The sequence below is a fragment of the Streptomyces sp. NPDC060064 genome (genome assembly GCF_042736455.1).
Taxonomy (GTDB): Bacteria; Actinomycetota; Actinomycetes; order Streptomycetales; family Streptomycetaceae; genus Streptomyces.
Window position 1 is genome coordinate 198,043 of record NZ_JBHWWF010000010.1, and the last position, 20,360, is coordinate 218,402.

The 20,360-nt window shown below is 71.4% G+C and carries 11 protein-coding genes; 2 read left to right on the forward strand and 9 right to left on the reverse strand.

Annotated features, from left to right (window positions below; genetic code table 11):
- Positions 1-96: 96 nt before the first annotated feature.
- From ACFWDI_RS14990 to ACFWDI_RS15030, 9 genes are all read right to left on the reverse strand, one after another.
- Entirely contained in the window at positions 97-1,962 is a 1,866-nt protein-coding gene (locus ACFWDI_RS14990; RefSeq protein WP_385304056.1) for a GMC oxidoreductase, read from the reverse strand.
- Positions 1,963-1,990: 28 nt separating this feature from the next.
- Positions 1,991-3,607: a succinic semialdehyde dehydrogenase gene (locus ACFWDI_RS14995; RefSeq protein ID WP_385304058.1), complete on the reverse strand. Its 1,617-nt coding sequence runs from the start codon at positions 3,605-3,607 to the stop codon at positions 1,991-1,993.
- Positions 3,608-3,711: 104 nt separating this feature from the next.
- Positions 3,712-5,592 carry a protein kinase gene (locus ACFWDI_RS15000; protein ID WP_385304059.1) on the reverse strand — a complete coding sequence of 627 codons (1,881 nt, stop codon included), beginning with the start codon at positions 5,590-5,592 and terminating at the stop codon, positions 3,712-3,714.
- Positions 5,589-7,298, reverse strand: coding sequence for a serine/threonine-protein kinase (locus tag ACFWDI_RS15005; protein ID WP_385304062.1), 1,710 nt, complete (start codon positions 7,296-7,298; stop codon positions 5,589-5,591). Before ACFWDI_RS15005 ends, ACFWDI_RS15000 begins: the two co-directional genes overlap by 4 nt.
- Before the next feature lie 79 nt (positions 7,299-7,377).
- Positions 7,378-8,994 carry a protein kinase gene (locus ACFWDI_RS15010; protein WP_385304064.1) on the reverse strand — a complete coding sequence of 539 codons (1,617 nt, stop codon included), beginning with the start codon at positions 8,992-8,994 and terminating at the stop codon, positions 7,378-7,380.
- Between the two features lie 29 nt (positions 8,995-9,023).
- A complete protein-coding gene (locus ACFWDI_RS15015; protein WP_385304066.1) occupies positions 9,024-10,634 on the reverse strand; it encodes a serine/threonine-protein kinase in 1,611 nt (536 codons plus the stop codon).
- A gap of 155 nt (positions 10,635-10,789) precedes the next feature.
- Positions 10,790-13,765, reverse strand: coding sequence for a protein kinase (locus tag ACFWDI_RS15020; protein WP_385304068.1), 2,976 nt, complete (start codon positions 13,763-13,765; stop codon positions 10,790-10,792).
- 139 nt (positions 13,766-13,904) lie between these two features.
- A complete protein-coding gene (locus ACFWDI_RS15025) occupies positions 13,905-16,178 on the reverse strand; it encodes a serine/threonine-protein kinase (protein WP_385304070.1) in 2,274 nt (757 codons plus the stop codon).
- Positions 16,179-16,504: 326 nt separating this feature from the next.
- Entirely contained in the window at positions 16,505-18,211 is a 1,707-nt protein-coding gene (locus ACFWDI_RS15030; RefSeq protein WP_385304072.1) for a glycerol-3-phosphate dehydrogenase/oxidase, read from the reverse strand.
- 229 nt (positions 18,212-18,440) lie between these two features.
- Between ACFWDI_RS15030 and ACFWDI_RS15035 the strand changes: the two genes are divergently transcribed.
- Positions 18,441-19,682 (forward strand): nucleotide sugar dehydrogenase, encoded by a 1,242-nt coding sequence (locus ACFWDI_RS15035; RefSeq protein WP_385304075.1) that lies wholly within the window; start codon positions 18,441-18,443, stop codon positions 19,680-19,682.
- Between the two features lie 112 nt (positions 19,683-19,794).
- Positions 19,795-20,283: a hypothetical protein gene (locus ACFWDI_RS15040; RefSeq protein ID WP_385304077.1), complete on the forward strand. Its 489-nt coding sequence runs from the start codon at positions 19,795-19,797 to the stop codon at positions 20,281-20,283.
- The last annotated feature ends 77 nt before the right edge of the window (positions 20,284-20,360 follow it).

Genomic DNA, 20,360 nt, shown 5'->3' on the forward strand with positions numbered 1-20,360 from the left:
ACGCCAGAAGGCCGCTGCACTCGGAGGGGGGTGCAGCGGCCTTCGCGCGTTCCGACCTTCGTACCTCCGGCCTTCGTACGACGTACGGAGGCCGGGTCACTTCTTCGGCGGGACCGCCGGGATGCCCAGGAACGGCAGCTTCAGCGCGCCGAACGCCTCCTCCGGGACCGCCGGTGACTTCGGCGCGACCGCCGCCAGGCGTTCGTATGCCGCGCCCTGTTCCGGACGCGGGTCCTCCTCGCCCTTGTTGGGCCAGAACGACATCGCCCGCTCGGCCTGCGCCGTAATGGTCAGGGACGGGTTCACACCGAGGTTCGCCGAGACCGCCGCGCCGTCGACGACCGAGATGCCCGGGTGGCCGTAGAGCCGGTGGTACGGATCGATGACGCCTTCCTCTGCCGAGGCGCCGATCGGGCAGCCGCCCAGGAAGTGGGCCGTCAGCGGGGTGCCCATCAGCTCGCCGATGTTGGACCCCGCGAAGCCGTTGATCTCCTCGGCGAGCAGCGAGGCCGCGCGCGTCGCCTCGGGGATCTGGTTCGGGTTCGGTGCGCCGTGGCCCTGGCGGGCGGTGAGCAGGCCCTTTCCGATGCCGCCCGGCTTGCGGTACGTGGTCAGCGAGTTGTCCAGCGACTGCATGACCAGCCCGATGATGGTCCGCTCCGACCAGCGGCGGTTGGAGAGCGCGCGAGCCGCGAGCCAGGGGTGCCTGGCCATATTGCCGAACCAGCCGGCGACCCGCGCCCGCGCACTGTAGGGAACCTGGAGGATCGTCATCGCACCCATCGCGTTCGAGCCCCTGCCGTAGCGGACCGGCTCGATATGGGTGTTCTCGTCGGGGTGGACCGAGGACGTGATAGCCACTCCGCGTGTGAAGTCGACCTTGTCCACGCCATGCCGCTTGCGGTAGCGGCGGTTGTCGGTCTGGGCGCCGACGATCGCCTCGGAGTTGGTACGGGTCAGCTCGCCGAGCCGGTCCGAGATATGCGGCAGCAGGCCCTGGTCCTTCATGGTGTGCAGCAGGGTCTGGGTGCCGTACGTGCCCGCCGCCACGACCACGCGCCCGGCCCTCAGCAGCTTCGGCTCGGCCTTCTTGCGGGCGTCCGTCGGGACCGTCGTGACGTGGAAGCCGCCCTCCGGGTCCTCGCTGATCGAGGCGACCGTCGTCATCGGGTGGATGACGGCCCCGGCCTTCTCGGCCAGGTAGAGGTAGTTCTCGTTGAGGGTGTTCTTCGCGCCGTGCCGGCAGCCCGTCATGCACTCGCCGCACTCGGTGCACGCCTTGCGCGACGGGCCCGCGCCCCCGAAGTACGGGTCCTCAACCGTCGAGCCCGGACCGGCCTTCGACGTACCGTCGGCGTCCTCGCCGTCGCCGAAGAAGACGCCGACCGGGGCCATGTGGAAGCTGTCGCCGACACCCATCGCCTGCGCCGTCGCCTTGAGATGTACGTCGGAGGGGGTCATCGTCGGGTTGAGCCGTACGCCCAGCATCCGCTTGGCCTGGTCGTAGTACGGCGACAGCTCCTCCTGCCAGTCAGTGATGTCCTTCCACTGCGGGTCCTCGAAGAAGGGAGCGGGCGGTACGTACAGCGTGTTGGCGTAGTTGAGCGAGCCGCCGCCGACACCCGCGCCCGCCAGCACCATCACCTTGCCGAGCAGATGCACGCGCTGGATCCCGTACAGGCCGAGCGGGGGCGCCCACAGATAGTTCTTGATGTCCCAGGAATTCTTGGGCAGGGTCTCGCGGGTGAAGCGGCGGCCCGCCTCCAGGACCCCGACCCGGTAGCCCTTCTCGGTCAGCCGCAGCGCGGTGACCGAACCGCCGAAGCCCGAGCCGACGACGACGACGTCGTAGTCGTACGCCGGGTCGAAGGCCTGGTCGGAGTCCGCTTCGGAGACCGCTTCGGAGAGCAGTTGTTCGTCACTCTCGGCGGCCTGATTCTGGGCAGGGGGTACCTGGGACATGGCTCTCCTCGTACGAAAACAGCGGAAACTAGCGCAGGCGCAGGGCCTTCATCGCCTTCAGGCTGAGGCTCATGAACGCGGCGTACTTCTCGTCGTCCATACCGAAGGACGGCCCCAGCGGCATCAGTCGCTGCTGGGCGACGGTCTGTGCCTCGGTGTACTTGAGGATGCCCTCGGAGCCGTGCCGCCGGCTGAGGCCGGAGTCCTTCATGCCGCCCATAGGGGACTGCACGCTGCCGTACGCCGGGGCGTAGCCCTCATTGATGTTGACCGTGCCGGTGCGCAGCTTCGCCGCGACCGCGTGGCCGCGCTTGCCGTCCTTGGTCCATACGCTCGAATTCAGCCCGTACGGAGTGGCGTTCGCCTGCTCGACGACCTCGTCCTCGTCCGTGAAGCGGTAGATCGAGACGACCGGGCCGAAGGTCTCCTCGGTGCAGACGGCCATCGGCGCCTCGACGCCGTCGAGGATGGTCGGCTCGTAGAACAGCGGGCCGATGTCGGGGCGGGCGACGCCGCCGGCTACGAGCGTCGCGCCCTTGGCGACTGCCTCCTCGACATGGCGGGTGACGGTCTCCAGCTGGCGCTCGCCGACGAGCGAGCCCATGTCGGCGCCGTACGCGAGGGACTTGCCGAGGCGCATCGCCTTCGTACGGGTGGCGAAGCGCTCCACGAACGCGTCGGCGATCGACTCGTGCACGTACAGCCGTTCGATGGAGATGCACAGCTGGCCGGCGGAGGAGAAGCAGGCGCGTACCGCTCCGGCCGCGGCCTTCTCGATGTCCGCGTCCTTCAGCACCAGCATGGCGTTCTTGCCGCCGAGTTCGAGGGAGACACCGACCAGGCGGGCCGCGGCGCCCTGGGCGACCTCGCGGCCGGTGCGGGTGGAGCCGGTGAAGGAGACATAGTCGGCGTGCTTGACGACCTCGGGGCCGACGACCGGCCCTTCGCCGAGGACGACCTGGAAGACACCGGCGGGCAGGCCCGCCTCGATGAGCAGATCGCGGGCCCACAGCGCGGTGAGCGCGGTCTCGGTGTCGGGCTTCATCACGACGGCGTTGCCGGAGACGAACGCGGGCAGCGCATCGCCGACGGAGAGCTCCAACGGATAGTTCCAGGGCGCGATCTGGCCGATGACCCCGCGCGGCTGGCGCAGTTCGGTGGTCTTGGTGAGGACGGGAACGACACCGGTGTGGCGCTTGGGCTTGAGATAGGCGGGCGCCTTGCGGCCGTAGTGGCGGGCGGCGACGGCGACGGCCTGGACCTCTTCGTGCGCGTGCAGCCTGGCCTTGCCGGTCTCCAGCTGGATGAGGTCGAGGACCTCGGCCTGGCGCTCCAGGACCAGGTCGTGGAAGCGCAGCAGGACGGCGGCGCGGGCGCGGGCCGGCGTCGCGGCCCAGACGGGCTGGGCGGCGCGGGCGCGTTCGAAGGCCTCCGCCACGTCCTGGGGGGTGGACTCGGGCAGGTCCGCCAGCTTCTCCCCGGTGAACGGGGTGTGGTTGGCGGTACGGCCGGAGCCGACCACACCACGGGTGAGCTGGGCGACCACCTCGGGGGTGACCACATCGGCTGCGGTGCGCGCACCGGCCGGCGTGGCGGCTGTCGGGTTGGTGCCGGGGGCGGCGGCGGGGGCCTGCGAGTCCGTCATGGGGGCGAGAGTATGCCGCATCCGGAACTTTGGGTACCCGTCGGTAACGGCTTTTCACCAGGCCCTCACCATCGCGCCAGCGATCACTGGCAGATAAGGCCTGATCAGGGGCTTGTCTCGGCTTTTCCGAGCTTCAACCGCTTCCGTACGCCCCGGAACAGATCTTGCCCGGCCGCCTCTTCCCTGCCGCCCTTGGGCATCTCGACGAGCACCGTGTAGCGCTCGCCGGCCTCGGTGACGACGTAGAACGCCAGGCGGTGGACGGGACGCGCGGTGTCGCCCTCCTGCGCGAAGTACGTCACGTCGAGCAGGGCCGCGTCGACGCCGTGGTGGTTGGCCGGCACGACGGTGCCCTTCGCCTCGGACGCGGTGAACCCACCCGCGCGCGGGCCGCCGTCCGTCAGCCACTTCAGCTCCCCCCGCGCCCACTGGACGGCCGTGTCCTTCGCCTTGCCGGCGCGCTTGAGCTCGACCCAGACGGGATTGCCGCGCTCCTCGAAGGTGATCTGCTTGTCCTTCGCGAGCTCGGCCTCGGAGGTGACGGGTTCACGTGTGTACGTGGAGGGGACGGAGATCTCCGCGTCGAGCCGGGACTCGAGGTAGGGCCGCCAGGTCTGCCATGCCTCCGGGGTCTCCATCGGCGGCGGGGTGGTACGGGTGGATGCGCCGGCGCGCTTGTCGTTGCCGGTGTCCGGGGAGGCGGGTACGTACGCCCAGACCGCAATACCGACGGCGACGGCACCGGCGATTGCGGCGAGCGCGACACGGGCGCGGGCGCGGGCCGGGGGCCTTGGTGGCGTCGAGGGGTCGGGAGCGGCCGACGGGGCGGATGTGCGGCCTCCGAGCCGTACGGTCCCGGAGTCGGAGTCGGAGTCGGCGTCGGCGTAGACCGGGCCGGAGTCGTCCGTAGCCGCCTGCTGGGCCTCCCGCCTTCCCGGCAGCCGGCCCGCTCCGGTGGACCCGGCCACGGGCCAGTCCACCTCGGACCCCGGCCACGCCGCCTCCGGCCGGTTCTCGGTCTCCGGCGGGGTCGGCGGGCTCTCGGTCTCCGCCGGGGCCGGTGGCCGCAGCGTCGACGCGCTGCCCTCCGCGACCGCCGCAAGTTCCCTCTCCACCTCGTCGACGGACGGCCGGTGTTCCGGGACCTTCGAGAGCAGGCGGACGATCAACTCCGCCAGCGGGCCCGCCTGGACCGGCTTCGGGGCCTCGGCCTGGAGGATGGCGGCGAGCGTCGACTCCAGGGTCGTACGGCGGAAGGGCGACCAGCCCTCCACTGCCGCGTACAGCAGCACACCCAGCGACCACAGATCCGACTCCGGAACGGCCGTGACGCCCGACATCCGCTCCGGCGCGATGAATTCGAGCGAGCCGACGAACTCACCGCTCACGGTCAGCGGCTCCTCGCCCTGGATCCGCGCGATACCGAAGTCGGTGAGCACCACCCGGCCGTGCGGGCCGAGCAGCACATTCGCGGGCTTCACATCGCGGTGGACGATCCCCTTCGTGTGCGCCGCGCCCAGCGCGCCCGCCACCGCGAGCCCGATCCGTGCCGCCTCTGCCGGAGGCAGCGAACCGCGCTTGAGCCGTTCATGGAGCGATTCGCCGCGGATCAACTCCATGACGATCCAAGGGAGTCCGCCGTCCATCACGACATCGTGGACGGCCACGGCCGCCGGGTGCTCGACCTGGGCCGCAGCCCTGGCTTCCCGCCGCAGCCTTTCGTAGAGCCGCTGCTGGGACGGCTCGCGGGGATCGCCGGGCAGCCGTGGCTCCTTCACCGCGCAGTCGCGGCCGACGAGTTCGTCGCGCGCCTGCCAGACCGTGCCCATGCCGCCGGACCCGACGGGTACGGTCAGCCGGTATCGGCCGCCGATCAGCCGGCCCCCACCGCTGCCGCCCTCGCCCCTGCCGCCGTCACTCGTGTTGCTGTCGCCCCTGTTGCCGTCGCCCCCGTCTGCCGGCTCCGGCTGCCCCGCCGGGCTCACAGATCCTGGATCTTCAGATGCTTGACGACCCCGTCGAAGAGCTTGGTGCCCTCCCTCGCCGCCCAGCCCTCCGCGGGCCCGGCCACCCGCAGCCGCCAGTAGACCTCGTCCGCGCCCTTGCCCGTGCCGACGAGGCGTTCGTGCCAGCGGTACCGGATCGGGTCGTCGTTCGAGTCGCTGAACTGCACATAGTCGACAAGCGTGTCGAACGCCTTCCTGCCCTGCTGCGTCGTGGACGAGGACCTCACCTCCTGGTCCTTGATCTCGGTGCCGTCCTTGCCGCCCTTCTCGTAGTACTGCCGCCAGGCGTCGGCCTCCGGCTTGAGCTCGCCCTCCACGGTCTTGGTCTCGATGCGCTCCATGTAGACCTGGAAGACACCGCTCGGATCCCAGTAGGTGACGCTGTTGCCGCCGTCGCCCTCGACCCGCTCGTACTCCGCCGGAACGGCGATGTTCGCCGAGACGACCTCACGGTCCGGGCGGACCTCCCAGCCCTCCGGGATCCCGTCGCCACCGAAGGGATCGGCGAAGATCAGGACCAGGGCGACAGCCACCGCGAGCACCCCGCCGCCGAGACCGAACTGCGCCGGCCGGTTGCCCTGCAGCACCGGCGGCACCCACCGGCTCCCACGCCCGGCCGGACTGCCGGCGCCCTGGCCGGGGGCGCCCGCCAGAAGCCTCGTCGCATCGAGCGGGACCTGCGGCGGCCGCGCCACCGACTCCAGCGTCTGCCGGATCTCCGCGGCGTCCGGCCGCATCGCCGGGTCCTTGCGCAGCAGTTGCATCACCAGCGTGCCGAAGGCCCCGGAACCGCGAGCGGGCGTCTGCGGCTCGGCGGAGAGCACCGCCTGCAGCGTCGCGGGGCTGTTGGAGCGGCGGTACGGGGACATGCCCTCGACCGCCGCGTACAGCACCACACCCAGCGACCACAGATCCGACTCGGGACCCGGCTGCTGACCCAGCACCCGTTCCGGCGCGATGAACTCCGGCGACCCGACGAAGGCCCCGGTCTCCGTCAGCCCCTGCTCGCCCTCGACCTGCGCGATACCGAAGTCGGTCAGTACGACCCGGTCACCGCGCCCCAGCAGGACGTTGTCCGGTTTGACATCGCGATGCAGCACGTCGGCCTCGTGGGCCGCGGAGAGCGCGCCGAGTACGGCGAGACCGATCCTGGCCGCCTCACGAACGTCGAGCGTCCCGTCCTGCAGCCGGTCGGCGAGCGACTGGCCGTGCACCAGCTCCATGACGATCCACGGTTTGGCGTCCTCGATCACCACGTCGTGCATGGTGACGACGGAAGGGTGGTCGATCCGGGCCGCGGCGCGCGCCTCACGCTGCATCCGCAGATAGACCTTGTCCCGCTCGCGCGCGTTCACATGGTCCGGCAGGCGTGGCTCCTTGACCGCGACGTCGCGGTCCACGACCTCGTCGCGGGCCCGCCAGACCGTGCCCATTCCGCCGTGTCCGAGGCGCGAGACGAGGCGGTAGCGACCGCCGATCAGCCGGCCCACCTCGGGATCGGTCCCGGCGCCCGAACCGACGCCGGCGCCCGAACCGGAACCGGAGGCATCTCCAGAGCCGGAACCGGGCAGCTCGGATGCCTGCGTGGGCCGGTACGCGCCGCTCTGCGACGGCACCTGCGCGGCGTTCGGCGGCCGGAGTCCATAGCTGGTGGGCTCGTTCGCCCGTCCCCCATCGTTGGTCATGCTCACATCCTGGCCATAAGTGGATGTGGATACCACCGGCCCAGCGGAGCGGATGCAGACCCGTGACCGTGTCCGCGCGTCATCTGTGCGGCGTGAAGGAGTCGAGCGCGGTGTCGAAGTGCCGTCGCGCCTCGTCGAGTCGGCCGACCGGCGCCGAGACCCAGATGTCGTACATCGTGCCGTCCTCGTCCCAGCAGATGTCGTACGTGTGCCGGGGCCCCTCGGCCTGGGAGTAGCCGTTCCAGGTGAACTCCCAGAGCGCGGCGGACAGTCCGTTGTGCGTGGTCGGGGTGACCTTGCCGTCGCGGTAGCCGGGGTTGGTGTTCGAACCGTCGGCGTCCGAGCGTCGCATCGTGCCGAGTGGCCCGTCGGAGGCGGGGTTCTGCACCCGGACGCCGATCCTGATGCTCTTGTCGGGCGCCATGAAGTAGACCCGTTTGTCGTCCTCGGAGCGGACGAAGCCCTCGGGGACGGCGAGCGCGAACCCGTCCGGGTCGGCCACGGTGAGGTAACCGTCCGGCGCCACCGGCCTGTTGGCGGCGCCGGCGGCAGAGGTGGTGACGGTCACCGTGGGGGTCGGCTTCGCGCCAGGGGCGGGTGACTGTGCGGTGCGTACCGGCGGCGTACTGCTCCCGGCCGTAGGGTTCGGCGTTCTTCCGGCCTGTGCGCCGCCCGGCCCGTCGTCCTGCAGCAGCACCGCGGCCGCCCCTCCCGCTCCGGCCAGCGCGGCGACCAGGGCGGCGGCGACCAGGAGCGGCGCACGGCGGCGGGGCGCGGACGTCGGCACGGCGACCGGCTGCCGGGGCGAGGACGCGGGCGGCGTGTCCTGGCGGGTGGGTGTGTACTGCGGCGCGACCACCGGCAGCGAGCCCGTCGTGATGTACGTACGCAGCAGATCCTCCGCCTCCGTCGCACCGAGCCGGCGCTCCGGGTCCCGCTCGAGGAGCCCCATGACGACGGGCCGCAGCGGGGCCGCCTGCGCGGGCGGACGGATCTCGTCCTCGACGACGGCGTGCAGAATGCCGCCCAAGGAGTCGCGGCGGAACGGCGATTCACCGCTGAGCGCCGCGCACAGCAGCACACCGAGCGACCACAGATCGGACTCGGGACCGGCCGTGTCGCCCGACATCCGCTCCGGCGCGGTGTACTCCGGCGATCCGACGAACGACCCCGACTCGGTGATCGTGGTGGCCCCGGCGAAGTGCGCGATGCCGAAATCGGTGAGGACGACCCGCCCGGTGGACTCCTCCAGCAGTACGTTGGCGGGCTTCAGATCCCGGTGCAGCACCCCGAGCCCGTGCGCCGCACGCAGCGCGCCGAGCAGCGCGAGCCCGATCCGCGCCGCCTCCGCCACATCGACCGGACCCCGGCGGGAGATCCGTTCGGCGAGCGAGCCGCCGTCGACCAGTTCCATGACGATGTACGCGAGTCCGTCGTCCACCACCACGTCGTGGACGACGATGACATGCGGGTGCTTGACCCGGGCGACGGCGCGGGCCTCGCGCAGGGGTGCGGCCGCCGACGTGTACGGAGACGCCGGACGGCCGGAGTTCCCGTCGTCGGGATGAAGCTCCTTGACGGCGACACGACGGCCCAGCAGCTCGTCGTCCGCGCGCCACACGGTGCCCATGCCCCCGCGCCCAAGCCGATCCAGGAGCCGGTAGCGGCCCGCGATCAGCCGCGATTCCTCGGACACGCAACTCCCTCTCGATCAGCCTGCGTCCATCATGCCGGAGGCTGCCAGCCGCCGAGCATGGTGTCGAACTGTTCGCGGGTCGTCGCCCAGTCCTCGGCCGGGCCCGACATATAGAGCGCGTACTCCGTGCCGTCGTCCTCGTAGTAGATCTGGTCGATGGCCCGCCGCTTGCCCGGGAAGTCCGTCTTCTCGGTCCAGGAGAACTCCCAGAGCGCGGAGTTCGTATGGTCGCGGAAGGTGTTGGGGCGCAGCTTCACCTTCTGGTACTTGGGCAGACGCTTGACGCTCTTCTCCATGTCCAGCATGTGCATGTACGGATTCTCGAAGTCCGGCGAGGTGTCGCTGCTGATCCGGATGCGGTGACGGCCGTTGTCGGGCGTGTAGTCGATCTGGTCGCCGTCCGTCTGGCGCTTCCAGCCGACCGGCACCAGCAGGCTGAAGCCTTCGGGGTCGTCGACGCGGTGCCAGCCGGACGGTGCGGACGCCGACGGGGAGGTGTCCGGGGTCGACTGGGTGCCCGTACTCTCCGAGCCGCTCTTCCCGGGCGCGTACTTCATGGCGGCCAGTCCCGCACCGCCGCCGACGACGGCGGCGAGTACGACGACGATTGCCGCCATGCGCAGTCGGCCGCCGCGCCGCGGTGCCGACGCCGAAGCGGTGGTGTTGGTGTTGGCGTTGGTACTGGTGTTGGCGGGGGCCGGGACAGGTGCGGGCCGCGTGGGCGCGGGCATCCTTGCGGTCTCGGGCCGCACGTTCCGCTGGGTCATCCGCTGAGTGGGCACCTGCGGCTGCTTCGCGGCCGGCCCGCGGCCGTCCATCGCCGCCAGCAGCATCCGTTCGGCCTCGGCGGCCGAAGGGCGGGCGGCGGGGTCCTTGCGCAGCAGCTCCATGATCACGGGCGTGAGCAGACCGGCCGACTCAGGGTGGCGCGGCTCCTCGGCCACCACCGCCTGCATGGTGGAGAGCGGCGAGGAGCGACGGAACGGCGACTCGCCCTCCACCGCCGTGTAGAGCGTCGCGCCCAGTGACCAGAGGTCGGAAGCGGGCCCCGGATCGGCGCCGCGCACCCGCTCGGGAGCCAAGTAGTCGATGGATCCGACTATTTCCCCGGTGCGGGTGATCGTCGAGTCGCCCTCGATCGCGGCGATGCCGAAGTCGGTGATCAGGACCCGGCCGTCGCGGTTGAGCAGTATGTTGGCGGGTTTGACGTCCCGGTGGAGCACACCGGCGGCGTGCGCGGCACCCAGCGCACGCAGCACGTGCAGCCCGATGCGGGCGGCCTCGAGCGCCTGGATCCGTCCGGACTCCTTGGCCGCGTCGGCGAGCGAAGGCCCGTCGACGTACTGCATGACGATCCAGGGGCGCGAGTCGTGCTCGAGTACGTCATGGACGGTGACGACACCGGGGTGGCTGATCCTGGCGGCGGCCCGGGCCTCTTTCTGAGTGCGGGCATGCAGGACGATCCGGTCGGCTTCGGAGGCATACCGACCCGCCGTCAGCTCCTTGACCGCGACGACCCGGTGCAGCACCTCGTCGTGTGCGCGCCAGACCTTGCCCATGCCGCCGGTGCCGATCGTCTCGCTCAGCCGGTAACGCCCGGCGAGCAAGAGACCCGCGCCCGTGCTCTGAGAGTGTTCCACGTCCCCCGCCCCGTTTCCTTGGGATCACAGGTTACGGAGGTGAAGTACGGGCGCGGAACCTCGGATGGCTCAAGTGACCTCACTGTGATGCTTGTGACTCTGCGCAACGACAGCCAAAACGCCCGCTAACGGGTGTACGGCAGGTGTCCAGCTGTCTAACGGGTCGCGCGGTAGGCGTTCGTGGCTTCCTGGTAGGCCTCCGTCACCTTGTCCCGCCGGTCCTCAGGGCCGATCACCTGGATGACGTGATAGCTGCCGTCGACGATCAGGGCGAGGTTGCGTACATAGACCTCACGGCCGCTGCTGTCCTGCCAAGTGAACTGGCCCTCTGCCATGGCCTGCTGCCCGACGTCGATACGGCGCAGCCCGGTCGCCCCGGCCCAGGAGGAGTCCCGGAACGGCTGGAGCTCGCGCTCCTTGTCGCGCTGGTATGCCAGCGGGTCGTTGCCGTTGGTCTTCACGGGGTCCCGGCCGGGGACGACTATCAGTGTGAAGATTCCGTCGGTGTAGCGGACTTGGCCGCTGTCATTGATGGAACGGCGCTGCCAGGTCTTGTCGACGGCGATCTGGAAGCCTTCGGGGTCCTTGCGCAGCGCATAGCCGTCCGGGAGTTTCCCGGCCGGGGCCGAGGTCTGCGGCTGCTGGGCACTCCCGGGGCTGCCGGTTGAGGTCGCGGGCGGGGTGCCCGGGGCGGTGCGGTCCGGGCTGGGGCTGCCGGCCGGCGGGCGGGCGCCGGTCTTGGGCAGCGGCTGGTCCTGTTGCTGTTGGCCGGACTTCGGCATGAACAGCACCGCGTACGCGACGGCGGCCACCAGGACGACCAGGATCAGCACCAGGAGGGTGCGGCCGAGCGCCCGCGGCCGGTGCTCGCCGCGTCCGCGCCGCTCCCGCTTCGACTTCGCGTGGCGATGGCGGCCGTGGACCACCTCGGCCGAGCCGGCGCGGCGCTTGCGCACCAGCTCGCCCCGGCGGCGAACGACGGGCAGCCGCGTGCCGTCGACGGCGCTCGCCGGCAGCGGCACGACGTCCATACCGGCCTCGGGCTCGGGCGCGGACCGTACGAGCGAACGCAGCCAGCCGCGCAGCTCCTCGAAGTCCGGGCGCTCGGTGGGGTCCTGCCGCAGCAGCGACTCGACGACGGGGCGCAGCGGACCGCACTCCTCGGCGAACGCGGGCGGCTCGGCGCAGACGAGCTGGACCAGCTCGACGGCGCTCTCCTCGGGGTACGGGGCATGGCCCTGCACGGCCCGGTAGAGCAGCGCACCGAGCGCCCACAGATCGGTCGAGGGGCCGACCGGGGCTGCCAACTGCCAGTTCTCGTGGACTGGTCCGGCCTGTTCGGGCGCCCATCGCTCGGTGACGGCGCCGACGACCGCGATGCGCGCCTGCCGGGCGCGCTCGGCGGCGAGCGGCGTGGCGGGGCCGCGGTACGCGGGGGCGCCGCCGCTCGCGACGATCTCGTCCCAACGCCCGGTGGGGGCGCTGCTGCCGGCCACGACGGGCTGCCGCTGGGCGTCTGCGCGCAGCGCGTCCCCGCCACCGCCGTGCTCCCAACTCCCGCTGCTGCCTGCGGCGGGGGCGGCGGGCCGGGGGCCGGACGGGGCGCCGGAGCGGGCGCCGGGCAGGGCGGGCCGGGCGGGCCGGGCGCGGTAGGGGTCGCTGCTGCCTTGCGGGGCGCGTCCGCCTCCGGGCGGCCGGGGGGCGGGCAGCGCGGGAGGGGCACCGCCGTAAGGGCTGCCACCGGAGCGGTCGCGCTCGGAGCGGTCTGAGCGTCCGGAGCGTCCGGAGCGGCCTGAGCGGTCTGAGCGGTCGCGGTCGGAGCGATGGCCGCTGTCCGGTGCCGCCCGGCGCACACCGTACGGCAGTTCACCGTCGGCGGGCCCGGCACCTGTGGGGACTCCATGTACGGGCCTGCCACCGGCGGGCATGCCGCTGCCGCCCGCGGGTACGGGTCCGGGTCCCTCACTGCCCGGGAACGGCCCGTCGTGCCACGTCCCGGCCAGCCGGGCGTGGCCGGGACCGCGAGAGCCGTCGTCCGGATACCAGCCGCCCTCGTCCTCCCCGTCGTCCTCGTCGTCGTCGATGTCGTCCACATCGATGGCAGGGCGCAGGTCGCCCGGTCGCTGGGCCCACCAGTCCGGGTCGTAGCCGGTCTGCACCGGGCGGTCCACCGGATCGCCCGGCCCCTCGTCCTGGCGCTGGTTCTCGCTGACGCGTGCAGCCGCCCTGGCGCCCGCGCGATACGCGGCGATCGCGCCCGCCCTGGCGGCGCGGACATCCGGCACACCACCGCGGGCCCCGCTGCCCGGCAGCGCGACCGGTGCTGCGGGCGAAGCCTCGTACGGACCGTCATCCTCGGCATCCACCGCGACATCCGCATCCGCCTCGTCGTCCGCATCCGCCTCGTCGTCCGCATCTTCCGAGCGGGCGGTCTCCAGCGCGGCCCGCCCCGGCGATGCGGGAACTCCCGCCGCCGGCAGTGGCTCCAACTCCGCTTCAATAACCTCGTCCTGCTGGTCACTCTCCTCCGGCGGCGCCGGCACCGGGGCGTATCCGCAGAGCGCCTCCTCGGCCGCGCCGGACGCAAGTCCGGTCAGAACCACGCGCCCGTCGTCGCAGACAAGCACTGTGCGGACGGTGATGTTCCGGTGGGTCCAGCCGTGCGCGTGCAGCACACGGAGCGCGGTGAGCACATCGGAGGCGACCTCGGCCGCGCGGTACGGACTGAGCGGCTTCTCCGCGAGGAGCGCCGCCAGCGGCCGGGCCGCGACGCGTTCGCTCACTATCCAGAGCGAGCCGCCCTCCGCGAAGACGTCGAAGACCTGGTCCAGGCGCGGGTGGTCGGGGATCTGTGCCGCGGCCTGCGCCGCGTCGATGGCCCGCCGCACCGCCGGGTCCGTGGGCCGTCGCGTCGTGCGCCCCTGGGCTCTCCTTGGTACCGCGGCCCCGGCCATGCCGTCCGAGTCGAGCACCTCCGCGTCCACGACCTCCGGTAACGGCACCTGCCGCACCAGGACTTCCTGTCCGCTGTAGGTGTCGAACGCGCGGGTCTCGACCAGTTCGTACGCGTCGGAAGGCGGCAGCGGCAGGCGGTAGCGGTCGGCGAGCACCCGTCCCGCATAGTCGTCCACGACGCCTCCCCACGAGCGCGCTGTCCCCCGGCTGGTCCCGGAGGCCGACACCAAACCGTCAATTCCGGTCGTTTGACGGCCTCTTACGACCCCTCGCGGCTGCGTACCGTCCGCGCGCTCTCACGATACGTGGCCTTGCTCAGTCCTTGGGCTTGAATGTGGCGAACGCCGTCTTGCGCAGCGTCTCGCACTCCGCGCTCCCCCACTCGCTCGCCACACACGTGATCATGATCGAGTAGCCGTGCGTGGAGTCCACCCTGAAGCCCCTGTTGAGGATCCGTACCCGCTTGCCGTCCTGATTGCGCTCGAACTTCCAGTCGGCGACGGTCGGATAGCCGTTGTACTGGACCGCGCGGATCCCGAGGTGCTTGTAGCCACTGCTGCTGCCTGCGGTCCCCGGCATCGCCGCATTCCAGGCAGCGGCTGCGTCGTCCTTGGGGCTGGGGTTGAAGTCGACCTGGATGCGCGGGAATCCACCGCCGGCGCTGAAAATCCCGCCGGAGTTCTCACCCGCGATGCCGGTGAGCTTGAAGCCCTTGGGCATCGCCATGGTGAAGTGGAACTGGTCGTTGGACATCAACGCGTACCCGGCCGGCAGCCCGTTCCCGCCCGCGGAGTCGTCGGTCCTGGGCTTGCCCGACGGCTGCCCGGACGCGGCGCCGCTGCCGCCGGTGTCGTCCTTGCCGCCGCCCGTGCCCGTGTCCTTGCCCTTACCGGTGCCCGTGCCGGCGTCCGTGCCCTTGCCGTTGCCGCCGTTCGTGGCCCCGGCCGAAGCGGACTTGTCGCCCTTGGGCTTGCCCTTGCCGCCCTTGTCGTCGCCGCCCAGCGTCAGATAGAGCACGGTGGACAGCACGGCGAGCGCGGCGAGGACCGCGATGATCACCAGCGTGCGGCGCGGCACCACATCGGTGAGCGGCGCCCGCGCCGGCGCGGGCCGCGCGGCGGGTGCCTGCGGCGTGAGCCGCGGCTTCGGCTTCTGTTCCGGCTTCGCGGCCGCCGCCGCGTTCCGTACGGAGCGCAGCGCACCGCGCACCCGGTCGGCCGCGGGGTCCTTCGGCGTCGCCTCCGGCGGCTTCGGGGGGAGCGGCGGCAGCGCGATGGCCCGGGTGGCCTCGGGCGACGGCTCCGGCTCGGCGACCCGCTCCGGCGCCTCGGGCGCGTGCAATACATCGATGAGCAACGCCCGTGCGCCCGCGTCGTCGAGACGCTGATCGGGGTCCTTGGCGAGTAGGCCGTAGATGACCTCCTCCAGCGGGCCCGCGTTCTTCGGCGGGTCGAGCGGCTCGGTCATCACGGCGGTCAGCGTCGCGATCGCGGAACCCTTGTCGTACGGCGGGCAGCCCTCGACGCTCGCGTACAGCAGGCCTCCCAGCGACCAGAGGTCGGCGGCCGGCCCGGGCTTGTGGCCACGGGCGCGCTCGGGCGAGATGTACGAAGGGGCGCCGACGAGCATGCCGGTCGAGGTGATCGACGGGTCGCCCTCGACCTGCGCGATACCGAAGTCGGTGAGCACCACACGCCCGTCCGCGCCGATCAGCACATTGGACGGCTTCACATCGCGATGCAGGATGCCCTCGCGGTGCGCGGAACGCAGTACGTCGAGGATCGCCAGCCCGACCTCGGCGGCCCGCCGCGGAGTCAGCGTGCCGTCCTCACGTACGGCTTCGGCGAGGGACTTGCCCTCGACGAGCTCCATGACGATCCACGGGCGGTCGTCCTCGTCGACGACGTCGTAGACGGTCACCGCGCTGTTGTTGCGGATCCGGGCGATCGCCTTGGCCTCGCGCAGCGTACGCGTGATGAGCCGGCGCTTCTCTTCTTCGTCGATGCTGTTGGGGAAGCGCAGTTCCTTCACGGCGACGGTACGGCCGAGGGTCTCGTCGACGGCTCGCCAGACCGTGCCCATGCCACCGCGCCCGAGCACGCCTCCGAGCCGGTAACGCCCGGCGAGAAGCCGTCCTTCGGTCTCCCGCCCGAACCCCTTTCCGCCCGCGGCAGCCTTGGCAGCGCCCTGCCCGGCTCCGGACGCGACGGCCCCGGCCTTGGACCCGGACCCTGCCCCGGACCCCGCAGTCCCGGCCTTGGACCCGCGCTCAGCGGACCCTGCCCCAGCCGCGGAGTCCGCAGACCCAGCACCGGACCCGGCCTCGGCACCGTGACCGGAAGCCTTCTCCGCGCCCCGCCCTGAGCTCCTGTCAGACCCCCCGGAACCCTTCGCAGGCCCCGCCCCGGACCCAGCCCCGGACCCCTTCACGGGCTCCGCCTTGGGCCCCGGCCCGGGCTCCTTGCCGAGCTCCTTCTTGGAGTCCTTGGACTCCGCCTCGAGCTCCGTCCCGGAATCCTGCCCGGCGTCCCGCTGGGGCTCCTCGGCCGTGTCCCGCTGGGGCTCCCGCGACTGCTCCGCCTCCGACATGCGTCCCCTCTGCGATCCCTGATCTTCGCCCGCGCCTGCCGCTTCCCGCGCGATGCGGTAACCCGCCCTGGCAGAGCCCCCATTGTCCCCTACTCCAGGACCGGCGTTTCTCCCGGGTCCGCCGTCCGCCGGGACGGGTCCGGAAGCATGGGACCACCCACAATGCCATTACTCGCGGTGAAGCTCACCGCTCCGCTGGTCGTAGCCCTGCCCGGCCAAGCGGACGACACTCCTCCGCTCCGCTCGCCGCCCCGAACCGACCTTTCCAGAGGCCGATTTCCGCCGGTTCAGGGCCGGAAGCAGGGAGCCGGACAGATCTCCAGAGGTCAGATCGGCACGATGTCCGGCGCGCCCAGCCGCGCCGCGTCCGCCGTCAGGTCGTCCGGCTGCCGCTGCGATTCACGCTCCGCCTCGACCCGCTTCTCGTAGTGCTCCACCTCCTTCTCGATGTGCTCCTTGTCCCAACCCAGCACCGGCGCCATCAGCTCCGCACACTCGCGCGCACTCCGCGTACCCCGGTCGAAGGTCTCGATCGAGATCCGGGTCCGTCGTGTCAGTACGTCGTCGAGGTGCCGCGCCCCTTCGTGCGAGGCGGCATAGACGATCTCGGCCCGCAGATAGTCGTCCGCACTGCCCAGCGGCTCACCGAGCGCCGGATCGTCGGCGATCAGGGTCAACAGCTCCTCGATCATCGAGCCGTACCGGTTCAACAGATGCTCCACGCGCACCACATGAAGCCCGGTCCGCGCCGCGATCCTCGCCCGCGCGTTCCACAGCGCGCCGTATCCCTCGGCCCCGACCAGTGGCACGTCCTCCGTGACGCACGCGGCCACCCGCTGGTCGAGCGCGTGCACTGCCTCGTCCACCGCGTCCTTCGCCATCACGCGGTATGTCGTGTACTTACCGCCCGCGACGACCACGAGACCCGGCACCGGATGCGCCACCGTGTGCTCGCGCGACAGTTTGCTGGTCGCGTCCGACTCCCCGGCGAGCAGCGGCCGCAGCCCGGCGTACACACCCTCGACGTCATCCCGGGTCAGCGGCACCGCCAGCACCGAATTGACGTGCTCCAGCAGATAGTCGATGTCCGCGCTGGATGCCGCCGGATGGGCCTTGTCCAGGTCCCAGTCGGTGTCCGTCGTCCCCACGATCCAGTGCCGGCCCCACGGGATGACGAACAGCACCGACTTCTCGGTCCGCAGGATCAGCCCGCTCGTCGAGTGGATCCGGTCCTTGGGCACCACCAGATGTATGCCCTTGGACGCGCGCACATGGAACTGCCCGCGCTCCCCGATCAGCGCCTGGGTGTCGTCCGTCCACACACCCGTGGCGTTGACGACCTGTTTGGCCCGGATCTCGTACTCCCCGCCGGCCTCGACGTCCTGCACCCGCGCCCCGACGACCCGCTCGCCCTCCCGCAGGAAGCCGATCACCCGGGCCCGGCTCGCGACTTGGGCCCCATAGCTCGCCGCCGTGCGCACCAGCGTCGCCACATAGCGTGCGTCGTCCATCTGGGCGTCGTAGTACTGCAAGGCCCCGACCAGGGCGTCCTTCTTCAGACAGGGCGCGACCTGCAGCGCGCGCCGTTTGGAGAGATGACGGTGGACAGGCAGTCCGCGCCCGTGCCCCGACGACACCGACATCGCGTCGTACAGCGCGACGCCCGATCCGGCGTACAGCCGCTCCCAGCCCTTGTGCTGCAGCGGATACAGGAACGGCACCGGTTTCACCAGATGCGGTGCCAGCCGCTCCAGCAGCAGCCCCCGCTCCTTCAGCGCCTCCCGTACGAGCGCGAAGTCCAGCATCTCCAGATAGCGCAGCCCGCCGTGGATCAGCTTGCTCGACCGGCTCGACGTGCCCGATGCCCAGTCGCGCGCCTCGACCAGACCGGTCGAGAGCCCGCGCGTCGCGGCGTCCAGCGCGGTCCCGGCTCCGACCACGCCCGCGCCCACTACCAGCACGTCCAGTTCACGCTCGGCCATCCCGGCGAGCGCCTCGGCGCGCTCCGCGGGTCCCAGTGTCGCTGTCCTCACTGTTGCCTCCCGTCGCCCCCGTGTGTTCCCTGCGGTCGGGCTCACAACGTCGATTCTGTCCGCACTCGGCGACTTCAGCCACCGGCTGTGGATAACACTCGGACAGCCACAAGCTTGCAATGCGACATATCGGTCATATTTACGCCTAGTCTGACATTGCGCACGCTCGTTCTGCCCACAGGGCTTGCGCTCTCTGTCCCCTCCGGCTAAGGGAAGGACGGCCAACGCCATGCCCGCAGATCTCGCCGTCATCGGACTCGGCCACCTCGGCCTGCCCCTCGCCCAGGCCGCCGTAGCCGTCGGCATCGAAACCATCGGCTACGACACCGACCCACGCCACCTCACGGAACCGGCCGCGGGACGCACCCCCGCCGACATCCGCCGGATGCTCTCGGGGGGCTTCCGGACCGTCACCGACCCGGGCGAACTCGGACGCGTACGCACGGCCGTCATCTGCGCCCCCACACCTCTCGGCGCGGACGGCACCCTCGAGCTCACAGCGGTCGCCGAAGCCGCCCGGGCACTGTCGGCCCGACTGCGCCCGCACACCACCGTGCTGCTGGAATCGGCCGTCCAGCCCGGCACCACGGAGAACTTCCTCCGCCCCATCCTCGAGGAAGGCTCCGGACTGCGGGCCGGCCGCGACTTCCATCTCGCCTACTCCCCCAGCCGCGTCGACCCGGGCAGCCGCACCCACGACTACGCCAACACCCCCAAGGTCATCGGCGGTCTCACCCCGGCCTGCACCGAATCGGCAGCCACCTTCTACAGCCGGCTCACCGACAAAGTGGTCCGCGCTCGCGGACCGCGCGAGGCCGAGACCGTCAAGGTCCTCGAGACGAACTTCCGACATGTCAACATCGCCCTGGTCAACGAGATGGCGGTGCTCTGCCACGACCTCGGCGTCGACCTGTGGGACGTGATCCGCTGCGCCGAGACCAAGCCGTTCGGCTTCCATGCCTTCCGCCCCGGCCCGGGCGTGGGCGGCTACGGCGTCCCCCTCGACCCCAACTGCCTCCCGCACACCGGCCGTACCCCCGGCCACCCCTTGCGCATGGTCGGCCTCGCCCAGGAGATCAACACCCGGATGCCGCAGTACGTCATCCAGCGCTGCGCCACCCTCCTCAACGAACACGGCAAATCGGCCCGCGGCGCGCGCGTGCTGCTCATGGGCATCACCTACAAGCCGGACCTCGCCGACCTGGAGAGCTCCCCGGCGACCGAGATCGCCCGCCGTCTGCTGGACCTCGGCGCAGCCGTCAGCTACCACGACCCGTACGTCCCCGACTGGCGCGTCGGCGATCAGCCGGTGCCCCGGGCCGACTCGCTCTACGAGGCCGCCGCCAGCGCGGATCTGACGGTGCTTCTCCAGCACCACCGCACGTACGACCTCCAGGGTCTCGCGGTCAAGGCCCAACTCCTGCTGGACACAAGGGGAGCCACCCCGGTCGGCGCAGCGCACCGCCTCTGAGCCCTCACAACGGCTCGATAACTGAATGCCGCACTGTCGGACCGGACTGCTAGTCTCCGGGACCTCCGCTCGCACGGTCGTGCGATGCATTCGTCCCTGGGGGGAATTCCACATGAGCCAGCCTGTTCCACCGCCGTCCGGTAACCCGTTCGCCGGCGAAGGCGCCCCGTACGCCCCGACTCCGCCGCCGGCCCCGGTCCGCGACAACATCGGCCTCGGCCTGGTGGCCGCCGTCGTCGCCGCCCTGGTTGCCGCGGGCGCGTACGGCGCCATCGGCGGTGCCATCGAGCGCGAGATCGGCTACGCGGCGATCGGCGTCGGCTTCCTCGTCGGCTTCGCCGCCGCCAAGGTCGGCGGCCGCAACCCGGCCCTGCCCGTCATCAGCGCGGTGCTCGCGCTCGGTGCCGTGTACCTGGGCCAGCTGGTCGCCATCGCGGTCATCTTCACGAAGTTGGGCGACCTCTCCTTCACGGAGTACTTCTTCGGCCACTTCGGTGACCTGACCAAGGTGTGGAAGGAAGCGGCGGACTTCATGTCCTACGTCTTCCTCGCCGTCGGCGCGGCCGCCGCGTTCGCCGGCGCCAAGAAGGCCAACGACTGATCCACGCAAGCGAAGGGGGCCCCCCCCCCCCCGGGGGGGGGCCCGGCGACCGAAAAAACCGAACAACCGGTCCCACC